The organism is Paenibacillus sp. OV219 (assembly GCF_900110075.1).
In the GTDB taxonomy this organism is placed as follows: Bacteria; Bacillota; Bacilli; order Paenibacillales; family Paenibacillaceae; genus Paenibacillus_Z.
On the sequence record NZ_FOCJ01000009.1, the window covers coordinates 156,133 to 175,064 of the forward strand.

The 18,932-nt window shown below is 52.7% G+C and carries 18 protein-coding genes; 13 read left to right on the forward strand and 5 right to left on the reverse strand.

What is annotated here, in order from left to right; translation table 11 throughout:
• The gene (locus BMY11_RS21470; protein WP_090581094.1) at positions 1-1,602 is read left to right on the forward strand and encodes a response regulator transcription factor; all 1,602 of its coding nucleotides are present in this window, start codon (positions 1-3) and stop codon (positions 1,600-1,602) included.
• A gap of 349 nt (positions 1,603-1,951) precedes the next feature.
• On the opposite strand, the gene BMY11_RS21475 is transcribed toward BMY11_RS21470, so the two are convergent.
• Positions 1,952-2,830, reverse strand: a complete 879-nt coding sequence (locus BMY11_RS21475) for a helix-turn-helix domain-containing protein (RefSeq protein ID WP_177182758.1) — start codon at positions 2,828-2,830, stop codon at positions 1,952-1,954.
• 160 nt (positions 2,831-2,990) lie between these two features.
• On the opposite strand from BMY11_RS21475, the gene uxaC reads away from it, so the two are divergent.
• Genes uxaC through BMY11_RS28975 form a run of 3 tightly spaced genes read left to right on the forward strand, consistent with a single transcriptional unit; the run spans position 2,991 to position 6,135 of the window.
• The gene (gene uxaC / locus BMY11_RS21480) at positions 2,991-4,397 is read left to right on the forward strand and encodes a glucuronate isomerase (protein ID WP_090581098.1); all 1,407 of its coding nucleotides are present in this window, start codon (positions 2,991-2,993) and stop codon (positions 4,395-4,397) included.
• Positions 4,398-4,424: 27 nt separating this feature from the next.
• On the forward strand, positions 4,425-5,936 hold the full coding sequence (locus tag BMY11_RS21485; RefSeq protein ID WP_090581101.1) for a tagaturonate reductase: 1,512 nt from the start codon (positions 4,425-4,427) through the stop codon (positions 5,934-5,936).
• Positions 5,937-5,976: 40 nt separating this feature from the next.
• Positions 5,977-6,135: a hypothetical protein gene (locus BMY11_RS28975; protein WP_177182759.1), complete on the forward strand. Its 159-nt coding sequence runs from the start codon at positions 5,977-5,979 to the stop codon at positions 6,133-6,135.
• A 74-nt stretch (positions 6,136-6,209) separates the two neighbouring features.
• Here the strand turns inward: BMY11_RS28975 and BMY11_RS21490 are convergent, their stop codons facing one another.
• Together BMY11_RS21490 and BMY11_RS21495 are read right to left on the reverse strand one after the other, a co-directional pair.
• Complete coding sequence (locus BMY11_RS21490) at positions 6,210-7,145, reverse strand: SPFH domain-containing protein (protein ID WP_090581104.1); 936 nt, start codon at positions 7,143-7,145, stop codon at positions 6,210-6,212.
• A gap of 7 nt (positions 7,146-7,152) precedes the next feature.
• Entirely contained in the window at positions 7,153-7,578 is a 426-nt protein-coding gene (locus BMY11_RS21495) for an NfeD family protein (protein ID WP_090581108.1), read from the reverse strand.
• A gap of 82 nt (positions 7,579-7,660) precedes the next feature.
• On the opposite strand from BMY11_RS21495, the gene BMY11_RS21500 reads away from it, so the two are divergent.
• The 5 genes from BMY11_RS21500 to BMY11_RS21520 all read left to right on the forward strand — a co-directional run bounded on the left by BMY11_RS21500 (position 7,661) and on the right by BMY11_RS21520 (position 12,413).
• A complete protein-coding gene (locus BMY11_RS21500; protein ID WP_090581111.1) occupies positions 7,661-8,578 on the forward strand; it encodes an aminoglycoside phosphotransferase family protein in 918 nt (305 codons plus the stop codon).
• Positions 8,579-8,785: 207 nt separating this feature from the next.
• Positions 8,786-9,970, forward strand: a complete 1,185-nt coding sequence (locus BMY11_RS21505; protein WP_177182760.1) for an S-layer homology domain-containing protein — start codon at positions 8,786-8,788, stop codon at positions 9,968-9,970.
• A 3-nt stretch (positions 9,971-9,973) separates the two neighbouring features.
• Complete coding sequence (locus tag BMY11_RS21510; RefSeq protein ID WP_090581118.1) at positions 9,974-11,686, forward strand: S-layer homology domain-containing protein; 1,713 nt, start codon at positions 9,974-9,976, stop codon at positions 11,684-11,686.
• Between the two features lie 130 nt (positions 11,687-11,816).
• Positions 11,817-12,188 (forward strand): iron chaperone, encoded by a 372-nt coding sequence (locus tag BMY11_RS21515; protein WP_090581121.1) that lies wholly within the window; start codon positions 11,817-11,819, stop codon positions 12,186-12,188.
• A gap of 63 nt (positions 12,189-12,251) precedes the next feature.
• Positions 12,252-12,413: a hypothetical protein gene (locus BMY11_RS21520; protein ID WP_218150205.1), complete on the forward strand. Its 162-nt coding sequence runs from the start codon at positions 12,252-12,254 to the stop codon at positions 12,411-12,413.
• Between the two features lie 99 nt (positions 12,414-12,512).
• Here BMY11_RS21520 and BMY11_RS21525 read toward each other — a convergent pair whose 3' ends face one another.
• Complete coding sequence (locus tag BMY11_RS21525; RefSeq protein WP_090581123.1) at positions 12,513-13,616, reverse strand: CobW family GTP-binding protein; 1,104 nt, start codon at positions 13,614-13,616, stop codon at positions 12,513-12,515.
• 152 nt (positions 13,617-13,768) lie between these two features.
• Between BMY11_RS21525 and BMY11_RS21530 the strand changes: the two genes are divergently transcribed.
• The 3 genes from BMY11_RS21530 to BMY11_RS21540 all read left to right on the forward strand — a co-directional run bounded on the left by BMY11_RS21530 (position 13,769) and on the right by BMY11_RS21540 (position 16,259).
• On the forward strand, positions 13,769-14,806 hold the full coding sequence (locus tag BMY11_RS21530; protein ID WP_090581126.1) for a CobW family GTP-binding protein: 1,038 nt from the start codon (positions 13,769-13,771) through the stop codon (positions 14,804-14,806).
• 76 nt (positions 14,807-14,882) lie between these two features.
• Complete coding sequence (locus BMY11_RS21535) at positions 14,883-15,419, forward strand: hypothetical protein (protein ID WP_090581128.1); 537 nt, start codon at positions 14,883-14,885, stop codon at positions 15,417-15,419.
• 168 nt (positions 15,420-15,587) lie between these two features.
• Entirely contained in the window at positions 15,588-16,259 is a 672-nt protein-coding gene (locus BMY11_RS21540) for a hypothetical protein (protein WP_090581131.1), read from the forward strand.
• Positions 16,260-16,464: 205 nt separating this feature from the next.
• On the opposite strand, the gene BMY11_RS21545 is transcribed toward BMY11_RS21540, so the two are convergent.
• Positions 16,465-17,574 (reverse strand): undecaprenyldiphospho-muramoylpentapeptide beta-N-acetylglucosaminyltransferase, encoded by a 1,110-nt coding sequence (locus BMY11_RS21545; RefSeq protein ID WP_090581133.1) that lies wholly within the window; start codon positions 17,572-17,574, stop codon positions 16,465-16,467.
• A gap of 247 nt (positions 17,575-17,821) precedes the next feature.
• On the opposite strand from BMY11_RS21545, the gene BMY11_RS21550 reads away from it, so the two are divergent.
• Positions 17,822-18,820: an iron-hydroxamate ABC transporter substrate-binding protein gene (locus tag BMY11_RS21550; RefSeq protein WP_256217686.1), complete on the forward strand. Its 999-nt coding sequence runs from the start codon at positions 17,822-17,824 to the stop codon at positions 18,818-18,820.
• The last annotated feature ends 112 nt before the right edge of the window (positions 18,821-18,932 follow it).

The following is an 18,932-nucleotide window of genomic DNA, read 5'->3' on the forward strand; positions in this document are numbered from 1 at the left end:
ATGCGGAACTTATTAATTGTCGATGACGAGAAAAACATTCGGCTGGGACTTCGGGCGATCATCGAGCGCGGACTTCCGGCGAGCTACCAGATTCAGTTTGCGGCTGAGGGAGAAGAAGCGTTGGAGCTCATCCGCGCAGGTGGGATTGAACTGGTCATTACCGATATTCGGATGCCGGGCATGGACGGACTGGCGCTGATTCGGGAAGTGCAGGAACTCGAGCTAGAGCGGAAGCCGGTTATGATGATCTTGAGCGGACATGATGATTTCCAATATGCGAAGGAAGCGATGCTGTACGACGTGAAGGAATACTTGCTCAAGCCAATCGTTCGGGATGAGCTATTCGCTTCGCTTGTACGGGTTGAGCAGGAGCTTGCGCGCAAGGCGCAGCTGACGGAACGGCTTGAAGAGGTGCATCATTATCGGGATGAGCTGCTGGCGAGCCAGCTGAACTATATCTTCCTGCATCCGGATATGACGGAGGCGGAGATTGCGGAGCGGTGCGAGAAAGCAGGCTGGAGCGCTGTTGTTGCGGGGGCGGCGGGAGCCGGGGAAGGAGCCGGAGGTGCAGCTTCTGGGGGATACATTGTTGGGCTTCTGAAGCTGGCGGGCGCTGGCGGCAGCCGGGCCGGGCAGCTTGAAGCGAATATTACGGCTGAGCTTGGCGGGGGCATCTGGTTTTATTTCAAAGACAAGGATGACCGGCTCGTCATGTTGTGCGGGTCTGCCCAACCGCTGGAGCGGCTGGTTGCATTCATGCAGAAGCATAAAATGGCTGGGCAGATTGGCATGAGCGGCAGGATGCATGCGGCAGGGGATGTGAAAGTGGCATACCTGGAGGCGCGCGAAGCGCTCGGATACGGATTCTTGCAGACATGCGGGGAGCCGCTGCTGCTGCAGTTTGACCGGGGAAGGGAGCGCTCGGGTGAGAGTCAGGTGTCGCTCGAAGAGATTCGCAAGCTCGCCAACATGCTTGGCACCGACCGAGATAAGGAAATGAAGGCTATTCTGACGGAGCTGCTTGATGCGAAGAGGCTGGCTGGTTATGACATGGCGTATATCGAGGAGATCAGTAGGCAGCTGAACGAGCTCGTCTTCGACAGCGTCTTCAACCGCTACGGCGAAGAGTCGGTGGAGATATTGCGCATCTACAAGAAGGTCGGCAGCATCTACAATTTTGAGACGATTCACGATTATTTTCACGGTGTGGAGGATCTGCTGCTGCGTCTGAGTGACTACGTGCGAAGCCTGCGCTCAGTGCATGCGGAGCATAAAGAGATGAAGAAGGCGGTCAGCTACATTCACGAGAACTATCACCGCGACCTGAACATGGCGATGGTGTCCAATCACGTCTCGCTGAACTACTCGTATTTCAGCCAGTCGTTCAAGGAATTCACGGGCGAGAGCTTCGTCACGTACCTGAAGAAAGTGCGGATCGAGAAGGCAAAGGCGCTGCTGCTGGAGGAAGCGGACTGCAAGGTCTATGAAGTCAGCGAGCGCGTCGGCTTCGAGAGCGCAAAGCAGTTCAACCGCGTCTTCCGCGAGATGGAAGGCATCTCGGCGATGGAGTACCGCACGAAGGCTGCGGTGCAGCGGGCTTGAATAGGGTTAAGGGAAAGGCAGCCACCGGGTCTGCCTTTTTTGCAGTCTACAGGGCTGGGCAAGCACACAAACCACAGGGTATTTGACTATGGCTCCGGCTAACGAATCCCAGTGATCTTATTCGGCGAGAAATGGCATCGGAAATTGGCTAACGAACTCCAGCGGCGTTATTGGGCGGAATTTGGGTAATTAGTGGGCACAATCGTTGCATTAACGCTTCCTGAGTTCGTTAGCGCTCAGATCAGGGGGATTTTCGCAAAATAAGCATTCTGCAGATCGTTAGAAGGTACAGGGCAGTTGGCGGCAAGCTGCTTGAGAGCGGGGCTAACTCGTCAGCCACCCCAGCCCTTCACCCCTGCCGCCCCATCTTCCGAAATCCAAGCGGCGTCGTGCCCGCGACTTTCTTGAAGATCCGATCAAAATGCCCGGTATTCTCGAAGCCGGTCTGCTCGGCGATCGTGATCACTTTAAGATCAGTCTCCTTGAGCAGTCGCTGCGCCTCGCGCACCCGCGTCAGATGGATGTACTCGACCAAAGTAAAGCCGGTGATCGTCTTGAAGCTGCGGCTGAGGTAGTACGGGCTAATGTAGAAGCGCTTCGCGAGATCGGCGAGAACAAGCTTCGTGTCGTAGTGCTCATTGATGTGCTGCACGACCTCGGATATTTTGTGCTGGAGCGGACTTACAGCCGCCGCAGTAGCTGAACCGCTGCCGCTGTGCTCTTCTTGCGCTACGGGTTGCCTAGCAGCAAACAGCAGCAGCTCGGTGAGCAGCACGCGCAGGTAAGTCTCGTAGCCGAGGCGACGCTCCACGGTTTCCGTGACCATCCGGCCAAGAAGCTGGTGGACAAACTGCTGCTCCTCGGAACCCAAACGCAGGAGGCGGGCATTACCCGAGAAAGGCTCAAAGAGCGCCGGATGGTGAAGCGGATGGCCCTCGCCGAGAAAAGCATCGCTGAAGTTAATGACGATGCGCTCATGCTCGAGCGGTCCGAACGCAGCAGAGTTGTGCACGACATGTTTGTTCACGAACACGAGGTCACCGGCGGCAATCGTATAAGATCGGTCATCAATAAAGTGATACCGCTGCCCTGACACCTGATAGTAAATTTCATAGGTACGATGAATGTGGTTGTTCCGCTCAAACGGCTTCGTCCGGCGGACCTGTTGAATAAAGAAATCACCCTCCTCATCCCCGTAGGAGAGCGGTTCATCTGCAATAAGTCTCACTTGGAGCACCTCTTTTGCATAATGGCTGTATAGTTCGATTTTAGCGCAAGATCGGTGAATTATGAAAGAGGAAAAGCAAGATTAGTCACGAAATCTCGCAAATATTGCGCTATGCTGTAGAAGAGAATGGACTCTATTACAAGGGACGGTGCTAGCTGTAATGAAAGCTTTTATGGACGATGATTTTCTACTACATAGTGAGACGGCGCAGAAGTTATACCACGAGTACGCGAAGGACATGCCGATTATCGACTATCACTGCCACCTGAGCCAGCAGGACATCTACGAGAATAAAGCCTACAACAACCTCACCGAGGTTTGGCTGTACGGCGATCACTATAAATGGCGCGCGATGCGAGCGAATGGCATTGAAGAAAAATATATCACAGGGGGCGAAGGGGTCAGCGATTACGATAGGTTCCTGGCCTATGCTCGCACGGTTCCGATGACGCTCGGCAATCCGCTTTATCACTGGTCGCATCTGGAGCTGCGTCGGTTGTTCGGTATCGAAGAATTAATTAACGAGAAGAACGCGCCGATTATTTGGGAAAAAGCGAACGCTAAGCTGCAGGGCGGTGGCTTCGCGGTGCGTGATTTTATTCGAAATGCAGGTGTTGAGGTTGTCTGTACAACAGATGATCCCGCCGACTCGCTGGAGCATCACGCGCTGCTATCTCAGGAGAAGGACCTCGGCTTCCAAGTGCTGCCTTCGTTCCGTCCGGATAAGGCGCTCGAAATTAACCGCGCTACTTTCATCGAATATATGGGCAAGCTGGGAGCGGCAGCTGACATTAACATTGCAAGCTACGAGGATCTGCTTCAAGCGCTAGAGAAGCGGGTGCGTTACTTCCATGAAGTCGGCAGCAGAGTGTCCGATCATGGGCTTGACTATATGCCTTGGGCAGAGTCGACGCGCGAGGAAGCGGCGGAAATCTTTGCACGCGGACTGCAAGGTGGCGGCGTCTCGCTCGAGGAAGAGCGCAAGTACAAGGCGTACACGCTCGTGTTCTTAGGTGAACTGTATGCTGAGCTCGGCTGGTCGATGCAGCTGCATATGAACGCACACCGCAACAACAATGCGCGTAAGTTCGCGCAGCTTGGCCCGGACACGGGCTTCGATTCGATCAGCGACAGCCCAGTTGCAGTGCCGGTTGTACGATTCCTCAGCCGTTTGGATGAGAACGACAAGCTGCCGCGCACGATTCTTTATTCGTTGAACCCATCGGATAACAATGTGCTCGCTTCGCTCATCGGGAGCTTCCAAGGCGGGGGCATTCCGGGCAAAATCCAGCTCGGCTCCGCATGGTGGTTCAATGATACGAAGGATGGCATGCTGGAGCAGCTGAAATCGCTGGCGAACATGGGGCTGCTGAGCCGTTTTGTCGGCATGCTGACCGATTCGCGCAGCTTCCTCTCGTATACGCGGCATGAGTATTTCCGCCGAATCTTCTGTAATATGATCGGTGAATGGGTGGAGAATGGCGAAGCACCGAATGAGATCGAAGCGCTAGGTGAGATGGTGCAAGCGGTCTGCTATAACAATGCGAAAACCTACTTCCGTTTCTAATTCGGCTCATAAGAGAGGGCTGTCCGTATGAACGCGAATGCGAATACAAATGTGAATGCAAATACAAATACAAATGCTCTTAGTCGTTCTTCCCTGACACGCGAGCAGCAGGAGCAGTTCGACTTGATGATGGAATCGCCTGTCACGATTGTTCAAATTGGCGAGGGAAACTTTCTGCGCGGCTACTTCGATTGGATGATTCATGTGCTGCGGCAGCAGGGCTTGTACAGCGGCAGCATCGCGCTGTGCCAGCCGAGGCCGAGCGGCAGAGCGAAGCTGGATAAGCTTCGCAGCCAGCAAGGAATCTATAATCTCGTCACGCGCGGCTTCGAGCATGGGGAGCAAGCCCTGCGCAGAGACACGATTGCCGTGTTCTCGAGGATGATCGATCCTTATGCGGAATGGGAGGCTTTTCTCGCGCTTGGCGAGGAACCGCAGCTTCAGGTTGTCGTGTCGAACACAACGGAAGCGGGGCTCGTCTACACGCCGGAAGGGTACGAGGAAGGGACGCCGGTGCTATCTTATCCGGGCAAGCTGGCTTTGCTGCTTTATCGGCGATACGTAACGTTCGGCAGTGAACCGGAAAAAGGCTTATTGCTGCTTCCTTGCGAGCTGCTTGAAGGTAATGGGGATTTACTACGGGAATGCGTGCTGCGATATGCGCAGGACTGGGGATTGCCAGTAGAGTTTCAGGCTTGGGTGTCGTCGCATAACCGGTTTCTGAACACACTGGTCGATCGCATTGTTACTGGCTACCCTGAGCGTGAGGCGGATGGCTGGTTCGCTGAGTGGGGTTATTCAGATGCGGCGCTCGTGACGGCTGAGCCGTATCATCTGTTTGCTATTGAAGGCGAACCGGAGCTGGACCATTTGCTTCCGCTTGCCAAGGCAGGGCTTGAGGTGCAGTGGGTTCCGGACTTGACGCCTTATCGGCTTCGCAAGGTGCGTCTGTTGAACGGTGCGCACACGTTGATGACGCCGTTATCAATCTTGCGTGGTCTGACACATGTGCGCGAAGTGATGGAGCATGGGGAGCTTGGCGCATTCGTGCGGAGTACGGTAATAGATGAGATCATTCCCGCTGTGCCGCTGCCCGCGAAGGATGAGCTTCACAGCTATGCGGACTCCGTGCTGGAGCGGTTCCTGAACCCGTTCATCGAACATCGTCTTGAAGCGATTGCGATGAACAGTGTCAGCAAATTCAAAGCGCGGCTATTACCATCACTGCTGCACAATCCGTCTCGTCAGGGACTGGTGTGCGGATTCGCGGCTCTGCTGCGGTATTACCAGGCGTCGGCGGATGCGGACGGCCGCTACTGGGGGCGGACTTTCGAAGGCACCACTTACGAGCTGAAGGATGATCTTGCAGTTCTAGAGGCACTCGCTGCATGCTGGTCACGGCAGGAGTATACTGGTTCACCAGCTGAGCTGGCTGAAGCATTGCTAGGTTTGACGGCGGTATGGGGTCAGGATCTATCTCAGGTTAGCGGCTTAGCTGAGGCAGTTGCGGCTGCATGGCTTGAAATGGGTGCAATGTAATCGTGAAGTGAGTCCGTTCATTCGGGAGGCGACTGGTAACATGCATGATGATACTAGTAAAGCTAGAACGCCGCAGGAGATCAACCTCGAACTCTACCCGCAAAATGATATCTACAGCACGGTGCTTCAAGAGGAAGGCTTATTATGGATTGAAGTAAGGTTTGAGGTGTGCGGCGAACTGCCAAGCCCACCACAATAAAAGTGCCGAAGAAGTCCATCAAGGAGCTCTTCGGCACTTTCACGATCAAGGAGGTCCGCCGCTCGCGGACCTCTTTATTTTGGATTCGTAATATCGAATATTTTGCCGATCATCCCCGCGGAACCAAGTGCATTCACCGCGTCTGTTGGGATAAAGATTGTCGTTGCGCGACCCTCAGCCATTTGCCCGAGTGCCTCGAATGACTTATAAGCCAGTATCTGCGCATCCAGTCCAGCCAGCTTTATGGCCTCGATCCTCGCTCGCTCCGCATCAGCGACATGCTTGATCGCTTCCGCTTTTCCTCGCGCTTCGAGCTCCTGCGCCTTCTGCTTCGCTTCCGCATCGAGAATTTGCCGCTGCTTCTCGGCCTCGGCTGCGAGGACGACGGCTTGCCGCTGCGCCTCTGCACGCAATACCGTCGATTGCTTCTCGCCTTCTGCCTGCAGAATGATGGCGCGTTTCTCACGCTCTGCTCGCATCTGCTTCTCCATCGAATTCTGGATATCCGATGGGATGGCTAACTGCAGCACCTCGACGCGCTCAATACGAACGCCCCAACTCTCTGACGCTTGATCGAGCACCATTCTAAGGTCCGTCTGGATACGATCACGGTTGGAGAGAATTTCGTCCAGCTCCATTTTGCCAATGGTCGCCCGCAGTGCAGATGCCACAATGTTATGTATGCCGCCTACATAGTTCGCGATGCCATAGGTCGCGAGCTTAGGATCCACAACGCTGAAGAATGTCGCAAGCTCCACGCCGATTGCAACATTGTCCTTTGTGATGACCGATTGCGAGGGCACGGTTTCCTGATGGATGCGAAGATCGTGGCGCAGCCGGATTTTGTCAATGACCGGGATGATGAGGTTCACCCCGGCATGAAGCGTTTTGTTGTATTTGCCTAGCCTCTCCACGATTGCTACGGTTTGCTGCGGAATGATCCGAATGCCTTTAATGACAATAGCTGCAACCACTGCAAGAATAACGATAAAGACAATAATGCCAACCAATCTGCATCTACTCCTTTGTCACGAATAATTTCGTTACTCGAACCTCTGCGACGGTTACTTTCGTTCCTGCTTCAAGCTTCTCGCCAGACACCGCGGACCAAATCTCTCCATGCACCTTGACTAACCCCGCCTCCTCAGGCGAGATGGTTTGAATGACGAACGCTTCTTGTCCCACCAAATACTCGGAGCCTTGCCGTACTAGCATTCTCGAACTCGACGGAACGACTTTCCGAAGAATCGGAAGCAAGAACATATACAGTAGAGCGAGCGCGATTACAAACGTGAAGAATTGAACCAATAGCGGTAATCCGGTCAGTGCGGTTATGATAGTAATAACGGAAGCGGCAGCCATCAGTAAGAAATAAAAGGTTCCCGTAAATAGCTCAACCAGCACAAGCACGGCAGCCAGTATCAGCCAAGCGATCGCGTACAAGCAAGTCCCCCTTTCATGAAGCGTCCATTTCTATGTTTATGTTTGAATCGATAGAACAGAACTGTCCAGGAGGAGTACGAGGATGAACAAGCATTATATTTTCAACCCCAATGAGATTGAAAATATCATTAACAAGTTTGGTAATGAATTTTACGAGAAGGTTCAAAGAGATATTGAGGTTTATGCAGATAAGTGGGCATTAACCTCGTTCCAGCTTGTCCCTTCCTACTCCGCGAAGCTCGTTTTTAAGTGCTATTCCGAAAGCTATGGTAACGCCGTTCTCAAAATAGGTCAGCTTTCTCAGGGAGTAATTGCTACCGAGCTTAGCACTTTGCGTGAATATGGCGGTAGACGATTTGGTAGAGTATTTGACACTGATATTGAAAACGGTGTCATCCTCGAAGAGTGTCTAAGGCCTGGGATTCCTTTAAGGAATGAGAGCTCTCTTGAAGAGAGACTTTCTGTTTTTGCTTCTCTATTTAATGATTTGCATATAACCCCCGCTAAAGCAGACCTATATCCGAGCTATACAGAGTGGGTCAGCAAGATAACGGAATACATGAGCAAGCGGGAAGATTGTAAAGAGTTATATAGGCATATGAAAAAAGCAGAGGATATCTGCTTATCCGTTGCTGCCTCCTATTCGAAGCAGATGCTGCTTCATGGCGACTTTCATCATGATAATATTTTGTTAGGTGATAATGGGAAGTATGTGATTATTGATCCTAAGGGCGTAATTGGCGACCCTGTATTTGACGTTCCGCGGTTCATATTAAATGAGTTCGGTGACGAAGTCACGCACGAAGTCTATCAGAAAATAAACGATATCATAGGCAGTTTAGAAGAAAAGCTTCATATTCCAAACGACATATTGCGAAAATGTCTTTATGTTGAAACGGCGATGGGTGAGTGCTGGATGGTAGAAGATGGAGCACCTCCAGAAGATTTTCCGAGACTGCTAAAGGCGGTCGCTCTCGCAGAATCACTCTTATATAGTTGATGAGACGGTCCTTTGCTGCTCTGTCGAATCAGAAGTAGACCAATAACATAATTTTTGTTGAAACCGCATCCGGTAGGGGCGGTTTTTTGTCTTTGTTGTCGAACGAGGATGAGGATACTGGGCCATCTATCCTACTTTTCCTACTAAAACACTAGTGGATATGATATAACCTAATAGATGGGTTGTTTACCAAAGAGAGGGGAAGCTATGATGTATCAACTAAGAAACAAATGGGTTAAGTCTATGATTTGTGCTGCTTTAATCTTTGTATTTGCTACAGCAGGGATGAAGGATTATGCCCAAGCGGAGGAGCAGGTGGAGCAAACGACAGCAGCAGCTGCGGTTGAATTGACCGCGGGAATCAAGCATATTGCGGGCGTCAAAGGCTTTAAGACGGTCATTACTCGTTCGGAGCTGCCGGAGCAGGCTCAAGCTTTCTCGCATATTACGGTTCAATCGTCCAATGCGCCTTTCGCCGTAAGTGAAGTAGGCGTAGAAGCGTATGCAGGCTTGCCGGAGCCGTATTCCGAAACAGGCATTAACAGTGGTCTTCCGAACGGGGGCACGTACAATGTGCTTACGATTCTTTATGATAGTAACCGTCATCCGCTCGCTTACAATGAGACGACTGTAACTGTGACTGGCGATGAGGCAACACAGCCGACTCAGCCGACTCAGCCGGATCCTACTAAGCCATCCGATCCGAATAACTATGGCAGCGATATCGACCCGAACTATAACAGCGTCGGTGAATCTCCATTTACGGATATTACGAATCAATATTGGGCGTTCAGTGCGATTCAGGACCTGGTGACCCGCAGCGTTATCTCCGGCTATCCGGATGGGAAATTCCGTCCGGAGAGAGTCGTAACGCGCGCTGAATTCGCGAAGATCATGGTGCTAGCGGCTGGACTTGACCCGGTAAAAGTGGACAAGTCAACGTTCTCCGACATCAAGTCGACGGACTGGGAGGCGCCTTTTGTGGAAGCGGCCAAGCCATACTTGAACGCTTACAAGCTAACAAATGGCAAGTTGGTGTTCAAGCCAGATGCACCGGCAACTCGCGAGGATGTTGCAGTGGCTATCGTGAAACTGAAGGGCTACAACAAGACGAAGATGCCTGACCGTACGATCATTCAGGCGATGTTCAAGGATTACAACTCGATTTCGTCCTACGCCAAGGATTATGTCGCATTGGCGGTTGAGAATAACCTCGTATCGGGATTCCCGGACGAGACGTTCCGCGCACAGCAGGCAGTGACCCGCGCTCAAGCAGCGTCGATGTTGTGGAGAGCTTATCAGTACGGAGATGAAAACAAGGAAGAGAACAGCGACGATTCAGAACCAGCCGAGACTGGCGATGGCGAAGAGATCGTCGAGTTTACGGAGTAACGTATGATGAGAATAACAAAACTATTGCTGCTAATGGTATGCGTCGCGATGCTCATACCGGCCTATTCCGTCTCTGCGCAAGAAAGCCAGCTTCGTAGTGCTCATATTTATAGGGCGCTATGGAAAGGTGATCCTGCAATCATTAAACCGATTCAAGGGATGTCCTTTGACTTCATCGTTTCGACAAGAGAACAGATCCATGGCGAAGATATGGGTTTTATTGATAAAGCGGGGAAGGAATTTGTATTGCGAGCTGATGGATATCCAGATGTTCCTGCTACAATTATGGGCGGATTCGGAGATCCCGCCGATACGGGCTTTGAGTTCCATGTAGTAGACCTCAGCAAGATGGTCAAGGGTGTGAAGTATCAGCTTATCCCGCCGTCCATCAGCTCCGAGTACACCTGGCAAGTCGAAGCAGGCGTAACGGTAAGTAACAGCGTCTCCGACTCTTCAACGACGCAACCGAGCAACGGGGGAGATCCCCTCGATTACGGCAGTGAGCTCGATCCGCAGCCTGATAAACAGACAAGCTCCCCATTCAGCGATGTACCTGATGACTACTGGGCGCTAACCGCGATCAAAGACTTGTCCGACCGCGGCGTATTAGGCGGCTATCCAGACGGGAAGTTCAGGCCAAGCAAAGTTGTAACGCGTGCGGAGTTTGCCAAGATCATGATGCTAGCCTCAGGCGCAAAAGCAAAGAAGGTAACGAAATCGACCTTTGCCGATCTGCAACCGTCCGATTGGGAGTCACCTTTTGTTGAAGCGTCCAAGACGTATCTGAATGGCTATAAGCTATCTAACGGGAAGGTGATCTTTAAGCCGGATTCACCTGCAATCCGGGAGGACATAGCTGTTGCTCTAGTGAAGCTGAAGGGCTACGACAAGACTCATCTGCCTGACCAGAGCATGCTCCAGGCGATGTTTAAGGATTTTAGCGGCATATCCAAATATGCTCGGAATTACGTAGCGATTGCAGTCGAGTCGGGCATTGCCTCAGGCTTCCCGGATGAGACATTCCGACCGCAGCAGCCGGTGACCCGCGCGCAGGCGGCTTCCATGCTTTGGCGGGCTTACCAGTACGGCGACGACATCAAATCCGATGATACGGAAGAGATAGTCGAGTTTGACGACAGCGACGAAGATTCGGGAAACAGCAATAATAATAATAATAATAATAACGAGCAGCAGTCGGATGACGGCAAAGGGTACTCGGTTACCGTAAAGGTAACGGATGTGAACGGCAATGCCCTAAATGCCGGAATCTATTTGAAGGGTCAGAGCAGGAACTATCCAACCACGCGTAACGACGGGAACTCCGGAACATACTCTTTCGCGAACATCCCGAATGGTACGTATGAAGTCATGTTCTATTTTGCAAATTACGTGCCGCAGGAGCCGGTCCAAATTACGGTTCGTGACGGGAACGTACAGCAGGTGGCACTTAAGCTCGCGCTGCCGACCTTTACGGTGACGGGAAGGGCTGTCGATGCGGAGGGCAATCCGATCTCTGACGCAATAATCTATCTAGTAGCGCCAGGCAATGCGGGCAGTCATTGGCCGGTTACGGATGGAAGCGGTAACTTCAAACTGGACGACATTGCGTCAGGCAAATACACGATTCTAATCGGAGACCCGAATCATCCTCAAGCTACAGCGGAGCTGGAAGTGACGGACGGGAACGTCTCGGATCTCGTTGTTCGAGCGGATTAATCATTAGAGTGAGCTGGGCTTAGGCCTGCTCGCTCTTTTTGTTATCAGAATATAACAGTGCATATGGGGAATGAGTTAAACTATTAACGGATAGGATGAAGGAAAACACCTTATTTTAGGAGGAATATTAGTGGAAGCCTTTGCAGAATATCTAGCAGGTATCAAGGACCCGCTGCACCGGGCTCGTACGGAAGAAGTGCTCAGTTGGATTATTGAGAGATTCCCAAGCTTAGTGCCGATCATTGCATGGAAACAGCCGATGTTTACCGATCACGATACCTACATTATTGGCTTTAGCGTCTCCAAACAACATATGGCGGTTGCCCCTGAACGGGCCGGGATGGCTCGATTCGCTGAAGAAATCGCGCAGTCCGGCTATGATCGTACGGACCTGCTGTTCCGTATCAAGTGGGGGAGTCCGGTTGATTATGAACTACTTAAGAGAATAATTGAGTTTAATATGTTGGATAAGGCGGATTGTTCTACTTTCTGGCGGAAGTAGAAAGGGAATTATAGCATGGTCAATGCGAGCTAATAGTAGACTCGGAAGGTGATGGTGACGATCGTGGAAAATGCTCTCGGAACAGTCATCTCAGTCAGTCGCAGTGCAACACATACGTTCAGCAAAGAAACCGCTCCGGTCATTAGGCTGCTTGCTGGGCTAGGCGTGGAAGGTGATGCGCATATGGGTAAGACCACCCCTTATAAGGTTTTCGTACCCCTATAATAAATGCGGTGCAGAACGAGTCGGCATGGGATAGGGGTGGAGACATCAGAACATTAGAAAAAGGCGAGCAGGGTCAGTCATAACCCCCGCTCGCCTTTCTTATTTGCGCGCACCCACCTCTGCGAAACGCTCCCATTCCTGCTTGATCTTGCTCTCGTCGAGCTCGATGCCGATCATGACGAAGTATGGCTCGCCGACGTAGCTGCTCGGCGCCCATTCAATCCGCTTGCCCGCCAGTTGGAATAGCATCAGGCTGCCATCGCGGCCGAAGGGCATATACCCTTTGGCGCGCAAGCAATTGTTGCCGCGCCCGCTGACGAAGCTCTCGAACTGGCGGCGCGTCACTCCGCCTGCGCCAGCACCGGGATAGATCGCCGCGGTGCGGATGCGTGCGAACGACGTGCTTGTCGCGCTCTCCGCCGCGCCGCTGCGTGCCGTCGCGCCACCGGCGCTGGCGCTAGGCCCAGTCGCCGCGGACTTGCCGGCTCCGGCGGGGACCGAGCCGGCGGCGATGCGTCCGCCGCCTGCCGCGGTAGCGCGCACGCCGGTCACAACGGCTGGCTGCCGTCGGCCCGTCGCCGCGACGCCCTCGAAGACGATCGCGGAATCGATCTCGCAGCGGATCGCGGTTACATAGCGGGCGGCGGGATTGCGGTCCAGCGTGAGCTGATGCACTTTGTCCGCTGTACGGTTCGAGATGAGGTCGGCTTTGTTGGCGATGATGACATCCGCCACCTCAATCTGCTTGCGCAGCGTCCGGATCAGCTCGCGATCCGATGAGAAAATGCTGTTATAATCAAGCGCATGCTCGGCATCCAGCACAGTGACGATTCGGTGCAGCTTCACCTTGCCGATAATGCTCGGCTCGGTAATCGCCTCCGCGATTTCTTCCGGGTTCGCAACGCCGGTCAGCTCCATTACAATAACGTCTGGCCGCATGAGCGCAAGCCGCTCCAGGCAAGAGGCTAGCTCGCTCTTCTTGCTGCAGCACAGGCAGCCCTCCGTAATGCGCTCCAGCATCTGATAGGCGGACTCGCTGCTGACGAGCGTGCCGTCCACGTCGACGGCGCCGATTTCATTCATGAGCACCGATGCCCGCAGGCCACTTGACCTCGCATGCTGCAGCAGTCTTAGCAGCAGAGTTGTTTTGCCGCTGCCCAGAAAGCCGCTCAACACGATTACTGGAATTGCTGTTTGTTCCATGATTGCGCGCTCACTCTCCCTCTAAGGTCCATTGCAAGAAAGAATATGCGGCAGCCAGCCAAAATAATACCCCAGTGTCCTTCAACTGTTAAATTCGCACAAAAAACGGTATAATTTGAGCCAGCTATTCTATGTGTGAGAGGACGTAAATTATGCCAGCTTCTATTGAACATTCGATTCCGGTTCATCTGCTGTCCGGCTTTCTCGGCAGCGGCAAAACGACATTACTAAACCAAGTTGTTGACTACTATAAAGCGCAGGACGTGAAGGTCGCCATCATTATGAACGAACTTGGCGACGTCAATCTGGACGGTCAGTTCGTAGAGGGTGACGTGCCAATGGCAGAGATGCTGTCTGGCTGCATCTGCTGCACCATTCGCGGCGATCTGAGCATCGAGCTGAAGGAGCTTATCGACGAACATCAGCCGGAGGTCGTGCTGATTGAATCGACGGGCGCTGCGAATCCGATGGAGATCATCGACGCGGTTACGGAGGCGGCGCTGTTCATGCGCATCGACCTGCGTACGATCGCTACGGTCGTTGACGGCCCTGAGCTGCTTGAGCGCAGCCGCCGGGGCGGCAAGACGTTCAAGCTGATGCAGGACCAGATTCGCTGCGCGACGGACCTGATCGTGAACAAAGCCGATAAGCTCGCGCCCGAAGAGCTTGTCGAGGTGCAGCAGCTTGTTCGGGAGCTGAACGCATTCGCCCCGCTGACCGTGACCGTCCGCTGTGTAACGGACCTCAGCATCTTCGATCTCGCGGCAGCGCCGAAAGCGAAGCTAGCTCCGTCAGCTGAGCGCTTCGATGATACAGCCAGCGGCAAGCATGTATGCGGCGCGAACTGCAATCACGATCACGATCATGACCACGAACACGAACATGGCGATTATAGCTCGCATTCGCATGTCATGACGCTGACGCATTATTTTGCCGGGCCGATTAACAGCCATGCCTTCGAGGAGCTCATCCAGCGTCTGCCGAGGGAAGTGTACCGGGCGAAAGGGATCGTCACCTTCACCGATACGAGCAGCCGCTTCCTGTTCCAGTACGCTTATCGCGAGGTGGAGTTCATCCGCATTACGCCTCAGGGGAATGTGAGTGATGTTGCGGTGTTTATCGGGGAGCATTTCGGCAAGGAAGCGCTCCAGCTCGAGCTGGAAGAACTTGAGCAGAATCGGCTTGGATAAAAGATTTCTTTAGAGGGCATGCTACCGCTTGTACGGGCTGGCTTTATTGCCAGTCCTGGAAGGGAGCTGTTACATAGTGAAAAAACAACTACGCAAGCAACTTTTTGTACTCGGTTCCGCAGCTGCTTTGCTGCTAGCCGCAGTACCGGCCTACGCACAGGAGCCTGTGAGCACGGCAACTCCGCCTTCGGAGCAGCTGGAAGCGCAGCATGAGCAGGAACGCGGACACTGGCGTTGGTCGCATCATGGCAAGGGCGATCACGGAAAAGGTGAGCACGGGCATCACGAAGCACGCAAGCTCAAGCATCTGAATGAAGCGGCTGCTTATTTCGGCATTAAGACGGAAGGCAAGTCGACCGAGCAGATCATTAAGGAGCTCAAAGCAGCACGTGAAGCCGATCCGGCAAAATGGGATAAGTTCAAGACCGAGATGAAAGCGAAGCGGCTTGTCCATCTGCAGGAAATCGCGAAGGGCCTCGGCATTAAGACCGAAGGCAAGACGGCGCATCAGCTTCGTGAGGAAATCCATGCGAAATGCAAAGAGAGCGCGAAGAAGAACGGTGGTAAGGGCGAGTCTGGAGCACAGTCTTCCCAAATGCCTAGCAAGCAATAGCTCGTAATTACAATTAAGGCAGCAGCCGAGCATCATGCTCAGGTTGCTGCTTTTTTATATCCATTTTTACAGGGAAAGGAAAGGAAGGATCGCTGTGGAATAGAAATGGGAGACAGCTAAAAGGGGGAATGAGCCGATAAGCTCACAGCCGCGGGGGTAACGAACCGTTTGTTTGTGGAGCAAGAAGAGAACCATCCGCTTATGCTGAAGGACGTCCAGTTTGAGTCGCTATCTTCAGACGAGGGGGCTGACAAATTCATCGCGGAGCTGGAAGCCTGCTATGCGGCATTCGTACAGGATCGGTTAATTCAGGAGGAGCAGATCACGATTATTGAAAGTGTCATGCTGCAGGATGTCATCAGCGTCTCGCATTTGTGCGGAATGGATCGGGGCAAGCTGCAGCTGCTGGCGCTATCGCTACAGCGGTTGCTCGAACCGCTGAATCCGCGGCTCATTTATTATTATCAGATGGACGTGGAGGGACAATGGCGGTTTATTTGCGGCGTTCGCGGCAATGAATGGGGGCCGGTGTCGCTGCACACCGATGAGGACTTCAAGGAAGCTGGCGAGGTGTGGTCCCGCAGCCAGGTATTCGTTCGCGGAGTTGTCGATGAATGGGCGATTCCGAAGCTAATTATCGAGAATCGCAATTACCTGTGGGATGAGAATACGGAGCGGGCCGAGCGGTTTGTCGCGGAGACATTCGGGCTGGCTAACATCCACTTATTTGGCGCACCTGCCCGAGATGCCCATCTAAACCGGGCATTCCTTGGCCATGCATCAGCTTTAACGAACCTCAAAGACGCTATTGGGCCGAAATCGTCTGTCTTAAAATTCTAACGAACCTAGGAAACGTTATTTCAAGAAAAACAGCCACCTTTGGCCGCAAAATAGGCAAATAGCGATTGTGAGGTTCGTTACATTTTTTCATGGGACCAATATGGCTCGATAAGGTTATTACGATTCGTTAGAGGGATATTCGGCGATGGAGCATATGCTACCGAGACCTCAAAAAAAACGGCTGCCCACCACGGGCAGCCGTTCACTATTCACGCGCAAGCTGGTCAATCAGCGCGATCACCTGCAACGTAGAGTCGCCTTGCTGACCCTGCTGCATCTGCTTCTTAATCGCTTCACGGCTCGCATACACCTTGCCGAGTGACTGTAAGAATGTTTCGTCGCTCAGCTCCTCTTCCTGAAGCACCTCGCAAAAGCCTGCTGAGCGGAACGATTCGGCATTCAGAATCTGATCGCCGCGGCTTGCAGACTTCGAGAGCGGAATGAGCAGCATAGGCTTGCGCAGCGCGAGAAACTCGAAGATCGAGTTCGAGCCTGCCCGCGAGACGACGATATCGGAGCAGGCAACCGCATTCGCAAGCTCATCGTGGATGTACTCGTACTGCCGGTAGCCTGACGTCCCGGTAAGCTTGTTGTCGAGCTCGCCTTTGCCGCAGATATGAATGATCTGATACGTTCGTGTCAGCGCCTCCACATTGCGGCGAATGACGTCGTTGATGCGCTGCGATCCGAGGCTTCCGCCCATAATGAGCAGCACTGGCTTGCCTGGTGTGAACTTGCACCACTGGATGCCTTTCCATGGGCTGCCTTTTCGCAGATCGCTGCGAATGATCGGGCCAACATGCACAGACTTGTCACCCTTAATCAGCTTCACCGTCTCCGCGAAGGTGATGCATATCTTCTTGGCGAACGGGCCGGCGATCCGATTGGCAAGACCAGGCGTCAAATCCGACTCGTGGATGATAACCGGCACGCGGTTGAGCCAAGCGCCGAGCACGACGGGGACGGAGACGAAGCCTCCCTTCGAGAACAGCACATCCGGCTTCAGCCGATGAATGAGCCGATAGGCCTGATATACCCCCTTCACAACGCGGAAGGGGTCTTTAACATTCTCGAGATCGATATACCGGCGCAGCTTGCCGGTGGCGATGCCGTAGTAATCGACTCCTTGCAGCCTGCTAATCAGCTGCTTCTCGATGCCGTTATGCGAGCCGATATAGGACACTTTCCAGCCCTGTTCAATCATCGTCGGGATGATTGCTGTATTGACGGTCACATGTCCCGCCGAGCCGCCGCCGGTAAATAGAATATGGCGCGGTGCGTCCCGATTTGGGGTTGATGCGGGTTTAGTTGGCATTGTCCGATCTCCTTGATCACAATCTTATTGTGAGCGTACCACAAAATATGACCGATGCGTGAGCCAATGATGCTGATCCCGGCGAGCATTTCGCCCAATGCTTACATCTTAGAAACGATATGCGCAGGTCCGGCATTCATGCCCATTAATTTTCTGTGACGAACTGTTGACAAGGCTTGACTTTGAAAATGATATTAATTATCATTCTCGATAGACAAATAACTTAGTTAACCAGGGGGCTATCACGTTGTTGCGTAAAACAGATCGTGTTAAGAAATTCAGCATTGTACTAATGAGTATTCTAGCTATTATGCTTGTACTTTCCGCTTGCGGAAGTAACAATAACGGTAATACAGCGACTGAGAACACAGGAACAGCAAACACAGGCACTGACAATACAGCTGCAGCTGAGCCGAAGGTTGTCAAAGATGCAATGGGCCACGATGTTACAATTCCAGCTAACCCACAGAAGATCCTTGCTTCCTACCTCGAAGATCCAGTTGTAGCGCTTGGCGACAAGCCGGTTGCTCAATGGTCTGTAGCTAACGGTATCCAAGACTACTTGGCGCCGCAATTGAATGGCGTGCCGACAATCGCGTACGACCTGCCAGTTGAATCCGTACTTGGTTTCGCACCTGACCTCATCATCATCGGTTCTGAATCTCAAGTTCAGAAAGGTCTATACGAGCAATACGCGAAGATCGCTCCTACTTATGTACTTGGCGATAAAGTGAACAATGACTGGCGTGAAGCGCTTAAGACAATCGGCGGCTTGCTCGGTAAGAGTGATGCAGCTGACAAAGCAATCGCAGATTACGATCAGAAGGCAGCAGATACGAAAGCGAAGCTTGAAGGTTCCGTTGGCAAGAAATCCGCAGCTGTCCTGTGGCTTGTAGCGAAGAACTTCTACCTTGTAGACGATACGAAGTCGAGCGGCGCGGTTCTGTATAAAGACCTTGGCCTCACGCCTCCAAACCTTGTTTCCAACATGCCTGCTGAAGCTAAAGCAGCTTGGAATCCAGTTACGATGGAGAAGCTTGCTGAGCTGAACGCAGACTACATCTTCCTCGTGAACAGCGACAAGACAGATGCTGCTGAGACGTTGAAAAACCCGGTATGGCAGAACATCCCTGCCGTGAAGAATAAACACGTCATCGAGCTTCCTGCATCGAGCGCTTGGCTGTACTCCGGTAAAATTGCCGGCGAAATGATGATGGACGATGCTGTGAAGAATCTCGTGAAATAATAACGGCTGCTAGCATCACGTGCAGCGTAGGCGATGGAGCGTATTTCCTTTTTCGAAATTCGAAGAGGAGATACGCTCTTTGTGCTATAATGAGGGCAAAAAAAAGTAGGAT